The sequence below is a fragment of the Nostoc sp. genome (assembly GCF_036917155.1).
Classification (GTDB): domain Bacteria; phylum Cyanobacteriota; class Cyanobacteriia; order Cyanobacteriales; family Nostocaceae; genus Nostoc.
In genome coordinates this window covers 1-20,473 of record NZ_JBALDZ010000252.1, presented here as the reverse complement: position 1 = coordinate 20,473, position 20,473 = coordinate 1, and the positions used below count along the sequence as shown (strand labels likewise).

At 43.9% G+C, this 20,473-nt stretch carries 19 protein-coding genes and 1 pseudogene; 8 read left to right on the top strand and 12 right to left on the bottom strand.

Features of this window, described 5'->3' with window-relative positions:
- Nucleotides 1-10: 10 nt before the first annotated feature.
- The 4 genes and pseudogenes from V7K67_RS34170 to V7K67_RS34155 form a co-directional block, all read right to left on the bottom strand.
- Nucleotides 11-724, bottom strand: a complete 714-nt coding sequence (locus V7K67_RS34170; protein WP_335170341.1) for a hypothetical protein — start codon at nt 722-724, stop codon at nt 11-13.
- Between the two features lie 33 nt (nt 725-757).
- A pseudogene (locus V7K67_RS34165) lies at nt 758-1,453 on the bottom strand (FAD/NAD(P)-binding protein); the annotation flags it as partial.
- Nucleotides 1,454-1,642: 189 nt separating this feature from the next.
- The gene (locus tag V7K67_RS34160; RefSeq protein WP_335170326.1) at nt 1,643-3,181 is read right to left on the bottom strand and encodes an amidohydrolase family protein; all 1,539 of its coding nucleotides are present in this window, start codon (nt 3,179-3,181) and stop codon (nt 1,643-1,645) included.
- Nucleotides 3,182-3,434: 253 nt separating this feature from the next.
- Nucleotides 3,435-4,799, bottom strand: a complete 1,365-nt coding sequence (locus V7K67_RS34155) for an LLM class flavin-dependent oxidoreductase (RefSeq protein ID WP_334730101.1) — start codon at nt 4,797-4,799, stop codon at nt 3,435-3,437.
- 289 nt (nt 4,800-5,088) lie between these two features.
- Here V7K67_RS34155 and V7K67_RS34150 point away from each other — a divergent pair, with 289 nt between their 5' ends.
- Both V7K67_RS34150 and V7K67_RS34145 read left to right on the top strand, forming a co-directional pair.
- Entirely contained in the window at nt 5,089-5,280 is a 192-nt protein-coding gene (locus tag V7K67_RS34150; RefSeq protein WP_335170323.1) for a hypothetical protein, read from the top strand.
- A gap of 98 nt (nt 5,281-5,378) precedes the next feature.
- Complete coding sequence (locus V7K67_RS34145; RefSeq protein WP_334709113.1) at nt 5,379-5,546, top strand: hypothetical protein; 168 nt, start codon at nt 5,379-5,381, stop codon at nt 5,544-5,546.
- Between the two features lie 354 nt (nt 5,547-5,900).
- On the opposite strand, the gene V7K67_RS34140 is transcribed toward V7K67_RS34145, so the two are convergent.
- The 5 genes from V7K67_RS34140 to arsM all read right to left on the bottom strand — a co-directional run bounded on the left by V7K67_RS34140 (nt 5,901) and on the right by arsM (nt 10,692).
- Nucleotides 5,901-7,037 carry an AI-2E family transporter gene (locus V7K67_RS34140; protein ID WP_334709114.1) on the bottom strand — a complete coding sequence of 379 codons (1,137 nt, stop codon included), beginning with the start codon at nt 7,035-7,037 and terminating at the stop codon, nt 5,901-5,903.
- An 88-nt stretch (nt 7,038-7,125) separates the two neighbouring features.
- On the bottom strand, nt 7,126-7,317 hold the full coding sequence (locus V7K67_RS34135; protein WP_334709115.1) for a hypothetical protein: 192 nt from the start codon (nt 7,315-7,317) through the stop codon (nt 7,126-7,128).
- Between the two features lie 277 nt (nt 7,318-7,594).
- Nucleotides 7,595-8,602, bottom strand: coding sequence for an arsenosugar biosynthesis radical SAM (seleno)protein ArsS (gene arsS / locus V7K67_RS34130; protein ID WP_334730103.1), 1,008 nt, complete (start codon nt 8,600-8,602; stop codon nt 7,595-7,597).
- A 50-nt stretch (nt 8,603-8,652) separates the two neighbouring features.
- Nucleotides 8,653-9,681 (bottom strand): inorganic phosphate transporter, encoded by a 1,029-nt coding sequence (locus V7K67_RS34125; protein WP_334730104.1) that lies wholly within the window; start codon nt 9,679-9,681, stop codon nt 8,653-8,655.
- A gap of 42 nt (nt 9,682-9,723) precedes the next feature.
- A complete protein-coding gene (gene arsM / locus V7K67_RS34120) occupies nt 9,724-10,692 on the bottom strand; it encodes an arsenosugar biosynthesis arsenite methyltransferase ArsM (protein ID WP_335170320.1) in 969 nt (322 codons plus the stop codon).
- Between the two features lie 662 nt (nt 10,693-11,354).
- On the opposite strand from arsM, the gene V7K67_RS34115 reads away from it, so the two are divergent.
- Entirely contained in the window at nt 11,355-12,722 is a 1,368-nt protein-coding gene (locus tag V7K67_RS34115) for an NAD-dependent succinate-semialdehyde dehydrogenase (protein ID WP_334707028.1), read from the top strand.
- Nucleotides 12,723-12,809: 87 nt separating this feature from the next.
- A complete protein-coding gene (locus tag V7K67_RS34110) occupies nt 12,810-14,453 on the top strand; it encodes an acetolactate synthase large subunit (protein WP_334707027.1) in 1,644 nt (547 codons plus the stop codon).
- Nucleotides 14,454-14,735: 282 nt separating this feature from the next.
- Here the strand turns inward: V7K67_RS34110 and V7K67_RS34105 are convergent, their stop codons facing one another.
- From V7K67_RS34105 to V7K67_RS34095, 3 genes are all read right to left on the bottom strand, one after another.
- Nucleotides 14,736-15,653 carry a DUF1338 domain-containing protein gene (locus V7K67_RS34105; RefSeq protein ID WP_335170318.1) on the bottom strand — a complete coding sequence of 306 codons (918 nt, stop codon included), beginning with the start codon at nt 15,651-15,653 and terminating at the stop codon, nt 14,736-14,738.
- Between the two features lie 112 nt (nt 15,654-15,765).
- Complete coding sequence (locus V7K67_RS34100) at nt 15,766-17,085, bottom strand: acetyl ornithine aminotransferase family protein (RefSeq protein ID WP_335170316.1); 1,320 nt, start codon at nt 17,083-17,085, stop codon at nt 15,766-15,768.
- A 278-nt stretch (nt 17,086-17,363) separates the two neighbouring features.
- Nucleotides 17,364-17,951 carry a DUF2808 domain-containing protein gene (locus tag V7K67_RS34095; protein WP_334730108.1) on the bottom strand — a complete coding sequence of 196 codons (588 nt, stop codon included), beginning with the start codon at nt 17,949-17,951 and terminating at the stop codon, nt 17,364-17,366.
- 249 nt (nt 17,952-18,200) lie between these two features.
- Between V7K67_RS34095 and V7K67_RS34090 the strand changes: the two genes are divergently transcribed.
- Genes V7K67_RS34090 through V7K67_RS34075 form a run of 4 tightly spaced genes read left to right on the top strand, consistent with a single transcriptional unit; the run spans nt 18,201 to nt 20,262 of the window.
- Nucleotides 18,201-18,506, top strand: a complete 306-nt coding sequence (locus V7K67_RS34090; RefSeq protein ID WP_334730109.1) for a helix-turn-helix domain-containing protein — start codon at nt 18,201-18,203, stop codon at nt 18,504-18,506.
- 19 nt (nt 18,507-18,525) lie between these two features.
- Entirely contained in the window at nt 18,526-19,014 is a 489-nt protein-coding gene (locus tag V7K67_RS34085) for a GNAT family N-acetyltransferase (RefSeq protein ID WP_334710932.1), read from the top strand.
- 59 nt (nt 19,015-19,073) lie between these two features.
- Nucleotides 19,074-19,751 carry a ComF family protein gene (locus V7K67_RS34080; protein ID WP_334730110.1) on the top strand — a complete coding sequence of 226 codons (678 nt, stop codon included), beginning with the start codon at nt 19,074-19,076 and terminating at the stop codon, nt 19,749-19,751.
- 55 nt (nt 19,752-19,806) lie between these two features.
- Nucleotides 19,807-20,262: a PPC domain-containing protein gene (locus V7K67_RS34075; RefSeq protein WP_334710898.1), complete on the top strand. Its 456-nt coding sequence runs from the start codon at nt 19,807-19,809 to the stop codon at nt 20,260-20,262.
- Nucleotides 20,263-20,473 lie beyond the last annotated feature (211 nt).

Sequence of the window (20,473 nt, the reverse complement as noted above, 5' to 3'; positions counted from 1 at the left end):
CAGTCCCCTACTAGCTAACTGCCGCCTTGACAGGCTGTTTCCACACTGCGGCGGCGTACAGTGAGGCATCGAAGTCTGGTGCGATGTTGTCACTTGTGATTCGTGTCTCGTGCAGTGCCCAATCGGTGAAGAACAAGTCATGAGTGATGCGCGACACTATTGTCGGGACATCACGCCGGATGCTGGGCACGTCCCCGATGGGCAGACCGAAACTCACAAAACCGGCTGGGTTGAAGACGTGGATATCCTTGAGGTAAGGTGCGCTACCGGGTACTTTTTCTTGGTATTCGTGGGCGCTACCAAGGTAGGGGTGTGTGCCCAAGTCGTCGGCACGTTGGTGGGCTGGTGGCTCGTAGCGATCGCGCCAAAGTGCAATATGCTGTGCAAAATCAGCCAGTTCTGGCCGCTTTGTCGGGTCCACAAAATAGCCCGTGCCTGTGATCGCAAAATCGAACTCGAATACATCGTCGTTCACCTGGGCGACGATGCGGCTACCTTGTTCGTGCGCCGATCTCCAGTTTGCAGACAGGTGTAGGTGGAAGTTGGGAAATGCGATCGCCCGTTCAATTGCGTCGGCTGGGGGTGTAGAACCAATTTGACGAAAACGCCAAGCCTGGAACCAGCGGGCTGCATCGGGTAGTTCTGGATAGTTGTAGTAAGCGCCAGAATACCCGCGCACGCGATTTATCGGCAGCGATGCGATCGCTGGTCGCCGCGCGAACAAATGCACCGCCTTTGCACCCGATTCCAGCGCCACCCCTGCGGCATCGAAAGCTGAGGCCGCAGCACCCAGCACTGCTACAGTTTTGCCGCGCAATGCGGCGAAATCGATGGTATCGACGGTGTGGGCATACAGCCTGCGTGGTAGACTATCTAACACTGGTGGGATGTATGGGCCGCCAGTACCAGCCACGCCGTTAGCAAAGATAATCTTGCGCGTCGTCTCTACCTGTGGGACACCGTTCACCTCAAGGTGCAGGCGAAAAAAATCTCCGGACGGCTCAATCCGCACTAGCCGTGTCTGATACCGAACTGGGATGCCCAAGAATTGCCGATACCAGCTAAGGTACTCAGCCCATAACAATCTGGGGATGCGGTCGATCGCTGCGTAGGCATCAGCACCGTGTCGCGCCTCATACCATGCCTGGAACGACAGCGCCGGGATACCAAGCTCAGGGCCGGGCAAGTTCTTTGGTGTGCGTAGTTTATTCATCCGCGCTCGGTTGAGCCACACGCCAGCATGGGCTTCATCGTCCGCCGCGTCGATCACCGTCACGCGACCGATGCCGGCGCGCCGTAGTGCAAATGCAAAGACGCTGCCGCTACCGCTGCCACCCACAACCGTGACGTTGTGATCGATGCCTTGGCGATCGGGTATCCAGTTATCAGGATCGGGGCCAATTAGGCGTAGCGCCTCGCGGGCCCCAATATCAGGATCAGTCGTTATTGTCATGTCGATCTCCCAAGGTGAAACACTATGAGGATGAGGGGGATGAGGGGGATGAGGGGGATGAGGGGGATGAGGGGGATGAGGGGAATGAGGGGGATGAGGGGAATGAGGAAGAATAATTTTTATGTTTCTCCCTCATCTCCCCCAACTCCCCCCACTCCCTCATCTCCCCCCACTCCCTCATCTCGCCTTTTACGCTACCATTAGGCTCTTGTCCACTTGTTGAAATTCGATGTTACTTACCTTAGATTCGATCGCTGTACCCTTGAAGAATTCCGGGTTAGCTTGGGTGTAAAACTTGTAGGGATTAGCGAATACATAGGATTTGAAGTCGGCTTCGGAAATAACGCCTTCTTGCACAAGATCCCAGCTTTCAGCCAAGGGAGAGGTCAGGTCTGGTACATCCCAGTGACCAACATCGGAGGAATAGATGGCGTTGATCTTGACTCCCAAGGGATTGGCTTTGTCATTGAATGCCGTAGCGATCGTGCGATCGTCGGACTCGGAACCAAAGAAGAAACTGTTCACCCAGCGATCGCGGATGTCTTCAATTGTTTCAATGCCTGCTGCGGCAAAATCGTTCAATTCGCTACCGATGGGCGCGCGGCTATGACGGCTGAATGAAGCTCCCAGTACAGTTTTGGTCAATTCATCCTTATCGAGGGAATGCCCTTGAGTAACTTCTGCACCGTATAGCTCAAATATCTCAAATAGCTCATCGGCATTGGTCAAGGCTGGATTGTAGTTTTGCAGTGCCTTGATATTGCGCTTCAAGAACCGATCCACCAAATGGATGTAGACACGGGCACCCCAATCTGCACCACCTTCTAGCATCGCTACACGCAACTGTGGAAAACGCTTGGTAACACCACCAAAGAACAGCGCCTTGGCAAATGCTTCCGAACCATCGGCGAAGTGACCGATATGGTTGTTCATGTAGTTACTGATGGAAGAGCGACCAGTCCAGCCCTGACTGCCGTAATGGGTGGTGACGGGTACACCCAGTTCCACGACTTTCGCCCAGAAGGGATCGTAGTCGTATTCACTATCTAGTCCGTAGAAGTCGATATAAGAAGCATACTTGGCGATTTCGGGGAATTTATCGGCTGGATATTTATCAGCGATCGCTTTGATTGGCCGTTTTACTCCACCAGTGATATTAATCACCTTTAAGCCAAGTGTTTTCACGGCAAACTCTAACTCTTCAATGCCTTCTTGGGGAGTAGTTAATGGGATACCAGCTACCGGCGTTAGGCGATCGCTATATTTCCGGTAGATATCAGCATGATAGTGATTGACCGCGCGTTGTAGTGCCTGACGATTCTCTGCACTGGCTCCAGCCGGTGCCAAAACATTGTTGGGAAACAGCACCGAATAGTCTGATCCTTGCTCCGCCTGACGCTCATAGAGCAATCCGGGGAGGGTGTAAGTAGCAAGATCCAGTGTATTTTTAGTAACTCTAGCCCACCAAGGCGATCGGATTGTCCGGTTGTATTGACGTTCTTCAGGGGTTTGTTGATACCAGTCTTTACCGTTGCTCTTAGAGTTGAGACGGGAAGCTTCAGTCTTACGTAATTCGTCTACAAGTTTCACACCGCCGTACTTAGCGATGTAATCCTCAAAAGCTGGCGTGAAATCATTGGTATGAACATCGGTGTCGATTACTGGATAATCAAGGGTTGCTCTGATTGCAGCAGAGCGTGAGGTCTTCAATCGGCTATATTCAGTCATGTTTTTTTCCTTCAAAAAATTACAGAGTTTTCTCAGTATCCAATGCTGCTATTAACAAATACATTTCCTTTCCTGTAGAGACGGCGATTTATCGCGTCTCTCCACAATCGCGTCTCTCCACAATCGCGTCTCTCCACAATCGCGTCTCTCCACAATCGCGTCTCTTCACAATCGCGTCTCTTCACAATTTTCAAGTTCTGTAGGGCGGCGATCTACAGAAGGTGCAATTTAAAAGGTTCTGTGAAAAATTCATTTACGCCACCACCAGATTCTTGTCTAATTGTTGAGCGGCAAGACCATTACCCGGCCGACGCAATCCAAGGTTTTCACGCAAGGTAGTGCCCTCGTATTCGGTACGGAACAGTCCCCGTTTCTGAAGGACAGGAACGACTAGATTAACGAAGTCATCTAATCCTGTGGGGAGAATTGGCGGCATGATATTAAAACCGTCTGCTGCACCGTTGTTGAACCATTCTTCTAGCTGGTCGGCAATGGTTTCGGGAGTACCAAGTATGGTGCGATGACCCCGTGCGGTAGCAAGAGAGAGATACAACTGGCGCAGTGTGAGAGTGCCACGAGTAGCCAAATCTTTGACTAGTTTGAGACGACTTTTGTTGGTGTTGGTGTCGCTGGGTAGTTCGGGAGCTACATCATCTAAAGAATATTTCGACAGATCCACACCTTTGTAATAATTCTTTAAAATGCCCCAGGCGACATCGGGATGGATTAACGATTGCAAGAATTCGTATTTCTCTTGAGCTTCTGATTCGGTACGGCCAATGATTGGGAAAGCTCCAGGCATAATTTTTAGATCGTCTGGCGATCGCCCATATTGTGCTAGCCTACCTTTGATATCAGCATAAAATTCTTGGGCATCAGCTAGGGTTTGATTGGCGGTGAAAATCGCCTCGGCAGTGCGTGCAGCTAAATCTCGTCCCGATTCAGAGGCTCCAGCTTGGACAATCACTGGGTAGCCTTGGGGCGGACGACCGACGTTTAGCGGCCCTTTGACAGAAAAATATTTGCCCTTGTGGTTCAATGTATGCAGTTTGTCTGGGTCAAAATAGATTCCAGATTCTTTGTCACGGATAAAAGCATCGTCTTCCCAGCTATCCCATAGACCTTTCACCACTTCCACAAACTCTTCAGCACGTTCATAACGCTGACTGTGTTCCGGGTGATGCTCAAGTCCGAAATTAAGTGCAGCATTCTCATTGCCTGTAGTAACTACATTCCACCCCGCCCGGCCTTTGCTCAAGTAGTCTAAGGAAGCAAACTTACGTGCCAGGGTGTAGGGTTCTTCATAAGTGGTCGAGGCGGTGGAAATGAAGCCGATGTTTTGGGTTACAGAGGACAAGGCCGAGAACAGGGTGACTGGCTCGAAATGGGCGATTTTACCGTTACGATGCTGAGTTTCTGGAGCGCCGCCCCAGACTCCTGGACTATCTGCCAAGAAAACTGCATCGAATAAGCCGCGTTCAGCAGTCTGGGTAATTTCTTTGTAATGCTCGAAATTCAGTCCTGCATCTGCTTGTGAATCAGGATGCCGCCAAGCAGAGACATGGTGTCCGGTGGCTTGAATGAATGCACCTAAACGAAATTTGCGTGTTGTACTCATATACTTTTTTCTTTTCTTAATATTGCGTTAAGGGACTTTCAAATCAAAAAACATCCCAAATTTTTCTTGTGGGATGGGTGAAAACACACATCCCATATTCAGCAGACTTTGGCATGAGCTATCAGTCGAACGCTGCTCGCCCCAGAAGATGGATAATTTATTTCTTGTCAGTCCCTAAGTCCGAAAAATGCTCGAATAGCATATAGATAAAATCTTTTCCCCGTAAAACTTTGAGGTATTGGTGTCAAGCACTCAGGCATTCACATCTTGCTACACGCTGAATGTAATCATGGAATACTCTCTAGCAACCAAACTTGCCGAAAAATCAAATAACCGAACTGTAAGTAAAGTTAATACCACAGCAGAATTAGGGATGCTGCTGCTTGGCGATCGAATTACCATAAATTTATCTAGTAATTTTACCCAGCAGATAGAGCGTACACGATCAATCCAAAAAAAGATGTACTGGAAATCACAATAACATTAAAATCTAATTATTAGCTTCTCGAACATTAAGTATTGCAAACTATTGATGTAGTATATGTAGGGATGCTAATACGGTTCGGTTCAGGTTTTTCGATGAAAACTATAGATCGCAAAGATGCGATAAATCGCCGTCAAGACGAAAGACTGATTCTTGTAGAGACGGCGATTCATCGCGTCTCCTGTCTTAACCGAGTTTTTTCACGCCATCAAATACAATTCCCATACAAGGGTTCTCGTACCCTGCGGGAAGTATGTATTTAAAACAAATTCCCAGGGAAGATTCTATAGTAATTGATACACTAAATTAAGTAGAATAAAATATATCCGTAGACTGAAAAGTATTCCAGAAGCCTTAGCAAATTTTCATTTGCAGGAGTCTAAGTAAGTCGGTGCTAATATTTCCAGCTATGTTAAGGAATTTTAATGTCGGGTGTGTTGTCGCCAAGCGCCGCACCGTCAACAATCTCAGGTGCGTTGCTATAAGGCATAACACACCCTACAGCTACTAATTTATATTTATTCATATACATTGAATTTTTCTCACCGACTTACTTACACAATACTGTTCGGTTAAGGCAAGAGACGCGATGAATCGCCGTCTCTACAAGAATCAGTCTAATTATCATCATCAATCGGTTGCTCATGATTAATATCGAGACTTTCTGCTGTCCAATTATCATTTGCTCCAGGAGATTCAGAAACTATCACAAATTCAGTCTCTTGTGTATGATCATTTCCCCATTTATCCAAAACATCTTTAATTAACACTTCTTGTAACCAAATCTTAGCGACAACAGTCAGAGGTAACGCCAGAAATAACCCTAGAAAGCCAAAGAAAGTCACGAAAAATAGCTGGGCAATTAAGGTTATAGCAGGTAGCAATGAGACTTGATGCGCCATCACAACGGGCGTGATGAAATTACTCTCAATCTGTTGAATGATAAAGTAAGTAATCAAGACGGCGACAGCTTTCCAAGGTTCATCCAAGAAGGCGATCGCCATTGCAGGGATGACGCTCATGGTTGGGCCCAGGTTGGGAATCAAATTGAAAAATCCGGCTAAAACTGCTAAAGCTACTGCTGCTTTTATACCCAAAATTAATAAGCCAATGAAACTCATCACCCCCACTACACAAATAGCAATAAAAGCGCCTGTAATCCATCCTTCTAAAGAGACTTCACATTTATCTAAAATTCCATCTACCCGCCGCCGATAAAATGAGGGGAAAAGCTGCACAAATACTTTGCGATAAGCTAGGGGATCGGCTAATATCATTCCTGTTAAAACCAAGACTAGCAAAATCTTGAGAACAACTTCCAAAGAACCAGATACAAAGGCGAAGGAGTTTCCTAGCACCCGATTGACGAAGGGCTGTGCTTGTTGAATGAGGCTATTGATATCTGGAATGTAAGTCACTAATTGGTTAGGAATCCGAGTTCTCAGGGCATCAAGCCAATCATTAAAGCGCTCAAACCCTTTAGGAACCTGATTGGTTAATTCTTGAAATTGCTGTGCAAATGGCGGCACAATTAGCCAGAAAAAACCCACTATACCTGCAAAAAAGATAGCCACTGCTAGGAGTACGGCGAATCCACGTCTTATCCCAAAGCTTTGGAAGCGTTTCGCTAGCCGATTTAAAGTAGTAGCTAACACAACTGCGGCAAACATTAGTAAAAGCACTTCCCGAATTTGCCACAGGATGTATAAAGAAAGAACTATGGCGATTAAGCCGATCCATTGACCAAGTTTCACAGGCTGACTCCCAAAGGTTGGCGAGATGCAATGTTCTGGTAATTCAGCTAGGTTAACTGATTTTAGTAACTTGTAGTCATGGTTTGAGCTAATTTTGTTTCTGTGCTTGGAATCGCCATAGTAGCGCGATCGCGATCATCACAATCGGCAACAATACTATAATTAGCGCGTTGGTTGCTGTCGCCGGAATTGATAGACTTGGCCCTGCATACTTAATTAATATCGATAACAAAGCTGAGAGTAAAAGCAGTTTCAGAACAAATCCTAGTTGATTTTCCATAGAAGCACAGCAATACAAATTTTTATGGTACATACGAATTGGCGCTGTACCGTCCAGTTTCTACAATAAACCTACAGATACAATCCTTTCCAACTTTCTCTAGGAAATGCGTTCGCTTTTTTACGTCAAACTCAACCAGCCAAAAACTTGCTCTCCAGTCAGTTCCAACTCGATGCCCTCCAGGATGGGTAATTTCTCGAACAGAATTCAGGAGTCAGGAGTCAGAATTCATTCTGAATTCTAGTACATGAGGCTTAATTACCGAAACCTTCCCCCTTCACAGCAAAGCGCCACCACAACTAGAACCACACCCAGCAGTACAACCATAGCAATAAGCAGCAGTTTGTACCTCACTAATCAGGTCTAAACTACCAGCTTCTAACAATTTGCCAACTGTCAAGGTTTCACCATTGCGAGTTTTTGCAGGTAAATTCATCATTTGGTTAAAGTCACAATCATATACATTGCCCAGATAATCAATTGAAAGTTCGTCACGACACATTAAATGTTCAACTGTGCTGGGATTAAAATGCAACTCTAAAAACTGCAAATAGCTGGTGTATAGTTTTTTCCGTTCTAAATGCATTTTAGTTCTACCAACTGGTAGATTGGTAATGGTGAAGAGGTTGTTAAATACAATATCAAAATGTTCTTGCAAGAACATTTTGTAATCTCGTTCTAGGTTGCCCTGATCGGGAGCTAAGGAAAATTTTTCCCCGCTGGGTAATTGGGGATTAAATACCAAGTCCAAAATTAGATTTTGGTCTTTACCATAGCCAAGTTGGTTAAGCCAATGCAAAGCTTTGACTGAACTATCAAAAACACCCGCACCACGCATTTTATCAACATTATCTGCTAGATAGCAGGGTAGAGAAGCCACAACTCTTATCTGGTGCTTAGCAAAGTATTCTGGTAAATCACCAAAGCCATATTCAAAATAAATAGTCAAATTAGACCGGACAATCACTTGTTTTCCAGTTGCCTTTGCTGCTTCTACCAATGGCTTAAATCCATAATTCATTTCTGGTGCGCCACCAGTCAAATCCACAATTTTAATTTCGGGAAATTTCTGAATTAGCGAAATCAATTGTTCGCAAATTTCAGGAGAAAGTTCTTCTGTACGTTTTGGCCCCGCTTCGACATGACAGTGTGTACAGGCAAGATTACAACGCTTACCTAGATTAATTTGTAAAACAGTGATTCCTTTTTTTGTCAAAGGGGAACTGAGTTTGTGATTAAACGGTGTTACTGTTGTATCTAGTGTAATTATTGATTGAGTTTGCATTGTTTAATAATCCTTAAAAATTACACAAACAAATATATTTAGACAATTTTTTAACCTTGCAATAATCTATAGAGTATTCCACTAATAATTGCAGCAGTTGGTAAAGTTAAAACCCATGATAGTAATATCTGAGAAAAAACACGTCTATTAGCTTTTTTGCTAGTCAATCCTACACCCAAAATAGAACCAACTGAAACGTAAGTGGTAGAAACCGGAAGCCCAAATCGGCTAGCTACAATAACCAAAACTCCGGTTACTATGTTGGCTGATAAGCCTTGAGTATGATTCATTGAGGTAATCTTTTCACTCATGGTGACAGCAACTTTTTGAGAGTTGAGTAACCCGCCAAGTGCCATTGCGATCGCTATTGTGATCATTCCTCCTTGAATCGAGAAATACTCAATAATCAGAATCAGTGAAACAAGCTTAGGAGTGTCGTTAAATCCTCTAACAAAACAGATAATTCCAGCACTGATAAAATGGCAAGTACCAATCATTTTTTGGTTGATTGGTAGATGCCATTTTGAATTAATATAGCCACATAAGCTGTAAATTCCTGCTCCTAAAGGAATAGCCATGATTGGACTGAGTAATAGAGGCAAAATAAAGGAAGTTCCTAAAGTTGCAAAATTAAGTTGAAGTCCGATCGCCACTAATCCAGCGCCAACAATTGCACCTGTTAAACTATGAGTTGTGGAAATAGGAAACCCCATGAGGGTAGCTATGAGTACAGTTAAACCAGCAGCGATCGCTACTGCAATATGAAACTCTGGGGCATTAGCGATCGCATCAGGTAATAGTCCTTTTCCAGAGAAGTTTTTAATTAGTGTCCGTGCTAAAAAAGTTGCAGTTATTGCGCCAGTAAAAGTTGTAAAAGTTGCCCACAAAATTGCTGTTTGATAGCTACTTGTTCTACTACCAAACAACGTTGCTACACCCTTAAAATTGTCATTTGCACCATTTGAATATGCTAAAAAAAGCGTAGCTAAGAACAGACTAATTAACAACATTTCGGGGTTTATCAAGAAGAAATCAGAATCCAGAATGGAATTAGTGAAATATTTAAATTGTGCATTCATTTCCCAGTCGTACAGAATTATTCTGAATTCTTTCTGAAAAATTTAACAGCAACCACCACCGCTATAGTGCCAAGTTGAATTAGTAACAATAATTTCTTGTGGCTTGATAGCGGCAAGTTTAGCAGCGGTTTTATCACAAACTGCTGCGGGAATACCTCGCTGAAGTAGATGACCTGCTGAATCATCAAACAAAGGTTCAGTACCAGCATAAATTGCTGTTTTGCCAGTAAAAATGCAAGCACCATCTTCTGGAATTACAACTTTAAAAGAGACAGAATCTAGACTTTCTAAAAGTAGGTTTTCTTCTAAGTTATAAGTTTGAGAATCTAGAAGACGGTAAGGACGACGGGCGCGAATTTCAACTTGACCAAAACCAGCATGTATAATCTGTTCAGTATACTGTTGATATGTGAGTGCGCCTGATAAACACATAGCTCTCAATCGTTCATCTTGTTGGAGATGTTCTGGAATTGGACGAGTCGCAATTGGATCGCTCATCTGCAACCGTCCACCTGGTCTTAATACCCGATATGCTTCTTTTAAAGCAAGAGTTAAATCTTCTGGTTCAAAGATGTTGAAAAGGCAATTCTGTGCCACAATATCGACGCTAGCATCAGCAACAGGTAAGTTAAAAGCATCACCTTCGCGGATTTCTACAAAGCTGGGGTCAAACCAAGGGTTTTCTTGAGCCGCAATTTCTAGATTACGTGTGGCTGCTTCCCGCATAGCCGCAACCGGTTCAATGGCAATTACAGCACTTGTATAGCGGGAAAAATAAGCAAATTGCAACGCTTCTAATCCACCACCAACGCCAACATAGAGTACAGTAGGCTGGTTTCCTAATTCTGTGGGGTGAAGAGTGGTACCACAACCATAATTCATTTCCTGCATTGGCAAAGGAATTTTCAATCCTGGTAGTTGCAGGGGCGTACTTTGCACACAACAAAGTCCAACTTGAGGAGTTTGGGCAACTTCGCGGTAAAACTGCGCTGCTGTTTCTAGATAGGTCATGCAATTTTGGATTTTAGATTATGACAGCTTTGTGCATCCTAATATAGTTAACTTCGAGTTGGATGAGTTTTTGCTGAGATTGCCAAAAACCCTAAATTTTCATATAATAGAGGGCTTTGGGGATTGGGAAGAGGGATAGGGTAGTTTCATAGGAAAAAACAAAAATATGGAAGTCTTTATTTCTCGTGTATAATCATAAATTTTGAACCCTTTTCCAACCTTTCCCCGAACGGTCAAGAGGCTTTAAAAACTAGTGGTCTATCGCATTAATTTTGATAGGTGAATCAAATTTCAATTTCTCTTCTTTCCTTCTTCCTTAACGGGGGATTTAAACCCCGACTGAAATGGTTGCTACATGTAGATTGCAGGTTCTTAAACCCTTTAATTTACGATAAATAAATTTAGTTGCTCTGTATCCTTTACTTTTTCGGTCATGGCTTGATTCCTCAATCATGCAAATTATAGCAACTTCACTTGTATTTAATTCATCAATATTAATACTCATGAATTGGTATACTTTAATTCAATCAAAGTTGCGAAATTGTAATATTTAGCAGCTAATTTTTGGCTGAAAGACTAGAATTTGGGTGGTAGCTTCCTCAGTTTATATGTATAACATTAGGAAGCCTACTTCAAGCTATTTTTTAACGGGAGGTCAGGTAATGGCGATCGCCACCATTAATCCCGCCACTGGGGAGACGCTCAAAACCTTTGAGGCGCTCAATGATACAGAAATTGTCGCTAAACTCAATTTAGCTAGTCAGACTTTTGAACAGTATCGTCAGACTAGTTTTTTGACGCGATCGCAATGGCTAGAAAAAGCTGCCGACATTTTAGAGCAAGACAAAGCAGAATTTGCTAAGTTAATGACTCTAGAAATGGGTAAGCCATTTAAAGCTGCGATCGCGGAAGTCGAAAAATGCGCCCTCGTCTGTCGCTACTATGCCGAACACGCCCCTAGTTTTCTCGCTGATGTCAGTATAAAAACTGATGCCAGTCAGAGTTTTGTACGTTATCAACCAATGGGTGCGATTCTTGCGGTGATGCCGTGGAATTTCCCATTTTGGCAAGTGTTCCGCTTTGCCGCACCGGCTCTTATGGCGGGGAATGTCGGTTTACTCAAACACGCTTCTAACGTGCCGCAGTGTGCCTTGGCAATAGAAGATATTATCCAACGAGCAGGTTTTCCTGGAGGTACGTTTCAAACTCTATTAATCGGCGCTGCCAAAGTTGCCGATTTAATTGCTGATGACCGCGTAAAAGCTGCTACCTTGACAGGAAGCGAACCAGCAGGTATATCCCTCGCCGTCGCCGCCGGTAAACAAATTAAAAAAACCGTTTTGGAATTGGGAGGAAGTGACCCGTTTATTGTGTTAGAAAGTGCTGACTTAGAGACAGCAGTTGTCACAGCAACTACAGCGCGGATGTTAAATAACGGGCAATCATGTATTGCAGCGAAACGTTTTATTGTCGCAGATGCGATCGCAGACAAATTTGAAAAATTGCTTTTAGAAAAATTTGAGGCACTAAAAGTAGGCGATCCTATGCAACCCGATACTGATTTAGGCCCACTGGCAACACCTGGTATCCTCCAGGATTTAGATCAACAAGTACAAAACGCCATCAGCAACGGTGGTAAAGTCCTCACCGGTGGACATCCTTTATCAGATCGTTCTGGAAACTTTTATCCGCCAACGATTATCATAGATATCCCGCCTGACACACCAATCGCAAAAGAAGAATTCTTTGGCCCAGTAGCCTTGTTATTTCGGGTTCCAGATATTGATGCCGCCATTAAACTCGCTAATGACACCCCCTTTGGCTTAGGTGCAAGTGCTTGGACAACCAACAACCAAGAGAGCGATCGCTTGGTTGAGGAAATCGAAGCCGGTGCCGTGTTTATCAACAGTATGGTCAAATCCGATCCTCGGTTGCCCTTTGGTGGCATCAAGCGTTCTGGATATGGCAGAGAATTGAGTATCCAGGGTATACATGAGTTTGTCAACGTGAAAACAGTCTGGGTGAAGTGATGATTAGTCATTGGTCATTAGTCATTGGTCATTGGTGAATAACAAATGACGAAGGACAAATGACTAAATAAATAATTAGGAAATAAAATGAATACAGCAGAATTATTGGTGCAGTGCCTAGAAAATGAAGGAGTGCAATATATTTTTGGACTCCCTGGCGAAGAAAACCTGCACGTTTTGGAAGCGTTAAAACATTCTTCGATTAAATTTATTACGACTCGTCATGAACAGGGCGCAGCATTCATGGCCGATGTCTACGGACGCTTAACTGGAAAAGCTGGTGTGTGTCTTTCTACTCTTGGCCCTGGGGCAACCAACTTGATGACTGGGGTAGCAGATGCTAACCTTGATGGTGCGCCCTTAGTGGCGATTACCGGTCAAGTGGGAACAGATAGAATGCATATTGAATCCCATCAATATTTAGATTTGGTGGCAATGTTTGCACCTGTTACCAAGTGGAATAAGCAGATTGTGCGACCGAGTATTACACCCGAAGTAGTGCGGAAAGCATTCAAGCGATCGCAATCAGAAAAACCTGGTGCAGTTCACATCGACTTACCAGAAAATATTGCTGCCATGCCTGTAGAAGGCAAACCTTTGCGTAAGGATAATAGCGAAAAAACTTATGCATCTTTTGCTAGCATTCGGGCAGCAGCAGCCGCAATTTGCCAAGCAGTTAACCCATTAATCTTAGTCGGAAATGGGGCAATTCGCGCTCACGCCAGTGATGCCGTAACGCAATTTGCCACCTTGCTGAATATACCTGTTGCTAATACCTTCATGGGTAAAGGCGTGATTCCCTACACACATCAACTGGCTTTGTGGTCAGTGGGATTACAGCAAAGAGACTTCATTACCTGTGCCTTTGACAACACAGATTTAGTAATTGCGATCGGCTATGATTTGATTGAGTTTTCCCCCAAGAAATGGAATCGTAATGGTGAAATTCCCATTGTGCATATTGGGGTAAGTCCAGCAGAGATTGATAGTAGTTATATTCCCAACGCCGAAGTCGTGGGAGATATTTCAGATTCCCTCTATGAAATCTTAAAATTAGCAGACAGACAAGGCAAACCCGATCCTTTTGCTATTAGCTTAAGGTCAGAGATTCGAGCTGATTATGAACAATATGCTAATGATGACGGATTTCCCATTAAGCCGCAAAAGTTAATTTATGACTTACGGAAAGTGATGGGCCCAGATGATATCGTTATCTCTGATGTTGGCGCACATAAAATGTGGATGGCTCGTCATTATCATTGCCATAGTCCTAATACTTGCATAATTTCCAACGGCTTCGCGGCTATGGGTATTGCCATTCCTGGTGCTTTAGCAGCAAAACTCGTTCATCCCAAGCGCAAAGTTGTTGCTGTCACAGGCGATGGCGGCTTTATGATGAATTCTCAAGAATTAGAAACAGCCTTACGTGTCGGTACGCCTTTTGTCACCATAATTTTCAATGATGGCGGCTATGGGTTAATTGAGTGGAAGCAAGAAAATCAATTTGGTAAAGGAAACTCATCTTTTGTGCATTTTAGCAATCCTGATTTTGTCAAATTTGCCGAAAGTATGGGTTTAAAAGGCTATCGAGTTGAATCAGCTTTAGATTTGATTCCCACTTTGAAAGAAGCCCTCGCTCAAGATGTACCCGCAGTGATAGATTGTCCTGTAGATTATCGGGAGAATCACCGCTTTAGCCAAAAAGCCGGCGAGTTGAGTTGTGCGGTGTAAAAATTAGAGACGCGATTAATCGCGTCTCTACAAGAGTTAGGATTTAATCCACGTTCCTAACTGGTGCGCCAACTCTCACGGCATCAGATTTTGTGTTGCAAGCGTAGTTCGTCCAGAACACGAAACTGAATCCTTTAGGGACTTCCAAATAAAAAAATAATCAATCGCTTTGGGGAGACTTGGGAGAGATATTGCTACCTTGTCCCCCTTGTCCCCCTGCTCCTATTGGATGCAAAAATTGAGTAATTTAATTTTTGGATGTCCCTTACTAACAACGCTGGATTATTTAGCTAGACGAGTCATTTCAAACAATTGCTGGGCATTACTCCCTAAAAAAGCATCAAAAAGTACCTGCTTTCCAGATTCCACTTCTACTAGATAGCGCTGGGCAATTTCATAATAGGCGTAAGTCCAAGGAATCTGAATTTCTGCACTACTGTTATCATCTAATACTGTCACCATTTCTGTGACTGCTTGAGTTGCAGTTTGCCGTAAACCACAAGTAATATTTCCCTCTATCTCTGCTTTCATTGGTACACCCAGGTTAACCAAAGCATTGGTAGTAGTATCAATATCTGGATATTTTGAAGTATTCTGGCCGTTGACGTAGCCTGTAAAGTGGTTGACAGCATATCCGTGCAGCAAGACCCAAGCCCCATACTGAGTAACCTGATTCACTTCTTCGACAACAGAACGCTGGGGAGGTAGCCAAGGGCGGGTAAAGACTTGCTGGAGTTGTTTGGCGATGGTTTCAACATTCCCGTCTTTTTGTTGTAGAAGAATCAGGGGTGAGGTCAGTTTCTTTGGGATTGAAGATACTGTTTTAGAGATGAGTTTGGCAATATTGGTAGGTAATTCATCGACAATCAACTCACTGATAAACAGCTTGGGTAAGTTAAATTCCTCTTGCTGTGGATGACGATAATGACGAGCGTACAAATGAGTTTGAGCAAAAGTATACTCTCCAGCCACAACGTAACCTAAAGCTTCTGCAAGTTCTCCAAGGTAGTCAATTCCCAAGTTAACTTGACCTTGTGGAGTATCTACTAATAAACGCAAAGACCGAAAGGCAATGTGGTCGTTGGCGATAGTGCCACCCGCAGCAGTAATCATTTGTTGGTAGGTACGGGCATGATTTACTCTGGCGCTGTATTCTTGCCAAAGTAATTTCCATAAATCAAGGGCTATTTCGGGTTTCATAATGAATTGGGGATTGGGGATTGGGGATTGGGAATTGGGAATTGGGCATTGGATTAAGTATTAAAGTTGAACTAATTTTTTCCAGTCCCCAGTCCCCAATCCCTACAATTTTTCAAGAACTTAAAATCTCGCTGATAATCTCAAGGGCTATCTGAATTTGGTCGCTGTCGATAACTAGAGGGGGACAGAAACGAATTGCGGCTTTACCGCAACCTAGTAATAATAAACCGCGTAAAAAAGCTTCTTGGATAATGCGATCGCGTAATTTATGATCGAGATTACCCACTTCATCCAATAAATCCACCGCTACCATCAAACCCTTACCTCGTGGCGGCGATACTCTCGGAAATCTTTGATGCAACTCGGTCAGACTAGCTTGCAATAATTCGCCCATCTGGGTAGCGTTGGCCATCAAACCACTTTCCAAGAGTCGCAGTGTGGCAATACCAGCAGCACAAGCTACAGGATTACCGCCAAATGTAGTAGCGTGAGAACCGGGAGGCCAAGTCATTAACTCTGGTCTGGCTAGTATCGCTCCTAAGGGCATACCACTGGCAATACCTTTAGCTGTGGTAATGATATCAGGCATCACACCCCAATGCTCGATCGCAAATAACCGACCAGTCCGCCCCATCCCCGCTTGTACTTCATCCACTACCATCAGAATACCGTGGCGATCGCAAATCTCCCGAATCCGTTTTAAAAAACCAGCTTCGGGTACGATATATCCACCTTCTCCTTGAATTGGTTCAACTACAATCGCCGCTACTTCTTGCGGTGGTAAAATTGTCGTAAATAGCTGTTGTTCCAAGTAATCTAAGCTAGCATGAGTGCCGTAGGGGATATGAGTTACCCCAGGAACTAAAGGCCCAAAATTAGCTCGCTGCACTGCTTTGGAACCAGTGAGAGACATTGCCCCATAGGTGCGTCCGTGAAATGCGCCTAAGAATGCCACAATTAGCGATCGCTTGGTGTAATATCTAGCTAGTTTAATTGCTCCTTCGTTGGATTCTGCCCCGGAATTGCTAAAAAATATCTTTGCGGGAAACACAGCATTACTCTGTGGCTGGGGAAAAGGGGCACGAATCGCTAACTGCTCGGCTAGTTCCACCATCGGCTCATAATAAAAATCCGTCCCTGACATGTGCAGCAGCCGCGCCGACTGTTCTTGAATTGCCTTGACAACTTCCGGGTGAGCGTGTCCGGTGGCGGTAACGGCAATACCTGCGGTCATATCTAGAAATACATTACCATCCACATCTTCTACCATACAGCCCTGACCGCGAGATACAACTAACGGGTAATCGCGGGTATAAGAAGGAGAAGTTACAGCGCGATCGCGTTGTACAATAGCTTGAGCGCGAGGCCCAGGTAAAGCAGTTATTAAATGGGGTATACGAGGTAAATTTAGGTTAATAGGAATACTTAACATATTGTTTTCGGTTTTTTTAAAGATTACTGATGATTAAACGCTAAAGATTGATTGCTTACAGTAACATTTGATTCTATTGCTGTAAGAATTACGCATTTACCGAAAAATCAGAGTATACGTCAGCGACTCAGGAAAAATACAGCTAATCTTTCCTGAATCCTCAAAAATATTTAACGAAAAAGCTTGATATTAAGCCCTTTTGTATTGTTTAAGACTCTTGCCCGTTTTTATAACACAACTTTTAGAAAATATTCCCTATTCCCTGTTCCCTGTTCCCTCTATGGAAACCACCAACCTCTACCATTGCTGTAAAACTGAAACCGTCCAAAGCCAAGAAATTGACCGTGAGATTTTTCACCCACAGGGAATGCTGTAACACCTAATAAGTAGACACCAGAAAAGCTGGGATTACTTACAGGGCGGAGGGCGATGGTAATTGTCTGTCCTGGAGTTACAGGCGGGTCAAAGTTTACAGAAACCGTGCGTGTGTCGCGGTCGTTTGTGACTGGGCCTAGTTTCAGTTGCGTTTCTTTGCGTAGGCGTAGCCCGCCGCAGGCATCGCGTGTTCCGACAAATGCACGGGTATCATCAAGATTGTAACGGATGTTTTCTGATCCTTCTTTTTGTGCGATCGTTACCTTCTGGAGGGATTCTCCAGCATTTTCCGGCACATTAATAGTGAAATAGTAAGTTGCACTCAAAACATTAACATCGTTGTAAGTGGTTGTCGCTTCAACAAGTTTTGGCGGTTGGACAAAATAGACTAAGCCATCTCTAAGCTGCACAGCTTGAGTCACCGGAAGCGTAACTTCTCCAATACCTATTGCTAACGAGAGTGTTATTCCAAACAAAGTTGCAACGCGCATGATGTCAGATATAAAAAACGCACTTATACCGTTTCTTTGTGAAGCTGCATATAATTCGCCCCCCGGCTATCGCCGTCCCCCCAAGGCATCGGGGGGAGTACGGGGGGGTATTATTATGTGCATCTTCATACAGAATTGGTATTACTTTGATTCTAGTTCTTTAGGAATCAGTGACTTAGTACACATCACCATAAAAAAGGGTCGGAAATAGAGGAGGATATTTTTTGTAGGGTGGCATAAAAATCAGACATGCAAGGACCTATCTCAAGTATCCGGGTGGAAATGACCGGTAAGCAGCAAGATGTACTAAACAGTTGGTTGCGTAAGTCAACAACCCCATTGGGTTTGGCAAAACGTGCCCGTGCAATATTAATGTTGGCATCAGGAGAAACTTTCAGTAAAACCAGTCAGTATGTTGATATAGGAGAACGTCACTTGAGAAAGTGGGCAAGACGGTTTATTGACACCTTGAGAGTATCGTCTAAAATAGACTCTGCCATAAAAGCTATTTGCTGGGTAAATTGGGATATAGATGCGGAAAATTTTTCTGTGTAAACTTGACCAGCAAATGGTAATGAAAAACTATTATCAAGATTTTATAATTCGTGATTGGGTGGAAAGCGATCGCACGAGAGCCGCCGAAGTCATCAGTTATGTATTATCAGAATACGGTCTAGGTTGGGAACCAAACGGTGCTGACCGAGATGTGCTGCGAGTAGAAGAATATTATTTAGCTACTGGGGGAGAGTTTTGGGTAATTGAACACCAAAGCCAGTTAGTCGGTACTGGAGCATACTACCCCATACACCGAGGCAAAAAAGCTGTAGAAATCCGCAAAATGTATCTTTTGCCCAGCATCAGGGGTTTGGGATTAGGGAAATATTTGTTACAACAGCTAGAAGCAGCGATCGCAAAGCGTGGTTTTCAGCAAATTTGGATTGAAACCGCCAGTGTTTTGGTGGAAGCAGTCAAGCTGTATGAAAGCAACGGCTACACCCCAGCAACGGGAGTAGAAACAACAAGGTGCGATCGCGTATATGTGAAGTTACTGCAAAACAGTTAATAGTTATGAGTTATGAATTTTAACTCCTAACTCCTAACTCCTAACTCCTAACTCTAAAAATGCACACTTGGATTAAAAATCTCACAGGCTTACTCAATCTTTTTCTCCAATCCCATTGCCCCCTATGTCAACGCGCAACTTCTCAAGAATTCTGTCATAACTGCACCAGACAACTGCAAAAATGTCAACGTAAAGACCCAATTTCTCTATGGCAAGAGCCAATACCAGTGTTTGGCTGGGGGGAGTACGGTGGCCCAGTGAAACGAGCGATCGCGGCGATGAAATACGAAAATCAACCCCAAATAGCTCGTCCTTTAGGTCAATGGTTAGGAGAAGCATGGTTGTTAAATTCACCGAGGCGAAATAGCCAGCCTGTGGTAGTTCCCATCCCACTTCACGCTAGCAAACAAAAGCAACGTAAATACAATCAAGCCGCACTCATAGCACAAAGCTTCTGCGAAATAACTGGATTAAAATTGAAACTAAATGGTCTAGTAAGAGTGCGAGAAACTGAAGCGCAATTTGGTTTATCGGTATCTAAACGAGAAAAAAACTTGGCTCAAGCTTTTGCTGTTGGGAAAGAATTTCGCCATCGTCCCCCAAATGTTCCAGTGCTGTTAGTGGACGACATTTATACTACTGGTGCTACTGCCAGGTCTGCTGTGCAAACACTTCGTCAGTATGGAATTGTAGTCTTAGGATTAGTAGCTGTAGCCACTGCTGTTAAAGACGGATGAAAGACTGCCTTCCTTGATAAATTGACCGAATTACCCTATTTTTGTAGTGAAATGTATGAATAAAGTTTTTGCGGCAGGTTTAAAGCAACTCATCATCATTCCTGCCACATTGCTGGCAATAGGCATAAGTATAAGTGCAGCTTTTGCTCAAAATAAGTTGTATAGTCCAATTCCTTTATCTAACAGCGCTGAAATTACTGATAGCCTCTCAGACAAAGACATTCCCACTGGTCAAGGTGGGTTTGCTCGTGATTACACAGTGAAGTTACAGAAGGGCGATAATTTAGCAGTTGACTTGTCATCAGAAAGCTTTGACACCATCATCACAGTGTTGGCACCTGATGGTTCGACTCTCGCAGAAAATGATGATGGCCCTGATGGTACTAGCAATTCCTTACTATTTACTCGCATTGTAGAGACAGGGAATTATGTGATTCGTGTCCGGTCTTTTGGGGAAACTGGGGTTGGGCCTTTTAAACTCAAGGTGACAAAGTTGCAACCGATTAAATAAAGTTAGGAGTTAGGAGTTAGGAGTTAGGAGTTAGGAGTTAGGAGTTAGGAGTTAGGAGTTTGGAGTTAAGAGTTAGGAGTTAGGAGTTAGGAGTTTGGAGTTAGGAGTTTGGAGTTTGGAGTTTGGAGTTTGGAGTTTGGAGTTTGGAGTTTGGAGTTTGGAGTTTGGAGTTTGGAGTTTGGAGTTTGGAGTTTGGAGTTTGGAGTTTGGA

What these genes read in the sequence shown, in the direction of transcription:
- V7K67_RS34160 (WP_335170326.1), bottom strand. Translation starts at nt 3,181, where the DNA reads ATGACTGAATATAGCCGATTGAAGACCTCACGCTCTGCTGCAATCAGA.
- V7K67_RS34155 (WP_334730101.1), bottom strand. Translation starts at nt 4,799, where the DNA reads ATGAGTACAACACGCAAATTTCGTTTAGGTGCATTCATTCAAGCCACC.
- V7K67_RS34150 (WP_335170323.1), top strand. Translation starts at nt 5,089, where the DNA reads ATGGAATACTCTCTAGCAACCAAACTTGCCGAAAAATCAAATAACCGA.
- V7K67_RS34145 (WP_334709113.1), top strand. Translation starts at nt 5,379, where the DNA reads ATGAAAACTATAGATCGCAAAGATGCGATAAATCGCCGTCAAGACGAA.
- V7K67_RS34135 (WP_334709115.1), bottom strand. Translation starts at nt 7,317, where the DNA reads ATGGAAAATCAACTAGGATTTGTTCTGAAACTGCTTTTACTCTCAGCT.
- arsS (WP_334730103.1), bottom strand. Translation starts at nt 8,602, where the DNA reads ATGCAAACTCAATCAATAATTACACTAGATACAACAGTAACACCGTTT.
- V7K67_RS34125 (WP_334730104.1), bottom strand. Translation starts at nt 9,681, where the DNA reads ATGAATGCACAATTTAAATATTTCACTAATTCCATTCTGGATTCTGAT.
- arsM (WP_335170320.1), bottom strand. Translation starts at nt 10,692, where the DNA reads ATGACCTATCTAGAAACAGCAGCGCAGTTTTACCGCGAAGTTGCCCAA.
- V7K67_RS34115 (WP_334707028.1), top strand. Translation starts at nt 11,355, where the DNA reads ATGGCGATCGCCACCATTAATCCCGCCACTGGGGAGACGCTCAAAACC.
- V7K67_RS34110 (WP_334707027.1), top strand. Translation starts at nt 12,810, where the DNA reads ATGAATACAGCAGAATTATTGGTGCAGTGCCTAGAAAATGAAGGAGTG.
- V7K67_RS34105 (WP_335170318.1), bottom strand. Translation starts at nt 15,653, where the DNA reads ATGAAACCCGAAATAGCCCTTGATTTATGGAAATTACTTTGGCAAGAA.
- V7K67_RS34100 (WP_335170316.1), bottom strand. Translation starts at nt 17,085, where the DNA reads ATGTTAAGTATTCCTATTAACCTAAATTTACCTCGTATACCCCATTTA.
- V7K67_RS34095 (WP_334730108.1), bottom strand. Translation starts at nt 17,951, where the DNA reads ATGCGCGTTGCAACTTTGTTTGGAATAACACTCTCGTTAGCAATAGGT.
- V7K67_RS34090 (WP_334730109.1), top strand. Translation starts at nt 18,201, where the DNA reads ATGCAAGGACCTATCTCAAGTATCCGGGTGGAAATGACCGGTAAGCAG.
- V7K67_RS34085 (WP_334710932.1), top strand. Translation starts at nt 18,526, where the DNA reads ATGAAAAACTATTATCAAGATTTTATAATTCGTGATTGGGTGGAAAGC.
- V7K67_RS34080 (WP_334730110.1), top strand. Translation starts at nt 19,074, where the DNA reads ATGCACACTTGGATTAAAAATCTCACAGGCTTACTCAATCTTTTTCTC.
- V7K67_RS34075 (WP_334710898.1), top strand. Translation starts at nt 19,807, where the DNA reads ATGAATAAAGTTTTTGCGGCAGGTTTAAAGCAACTCATCATCATTCCT.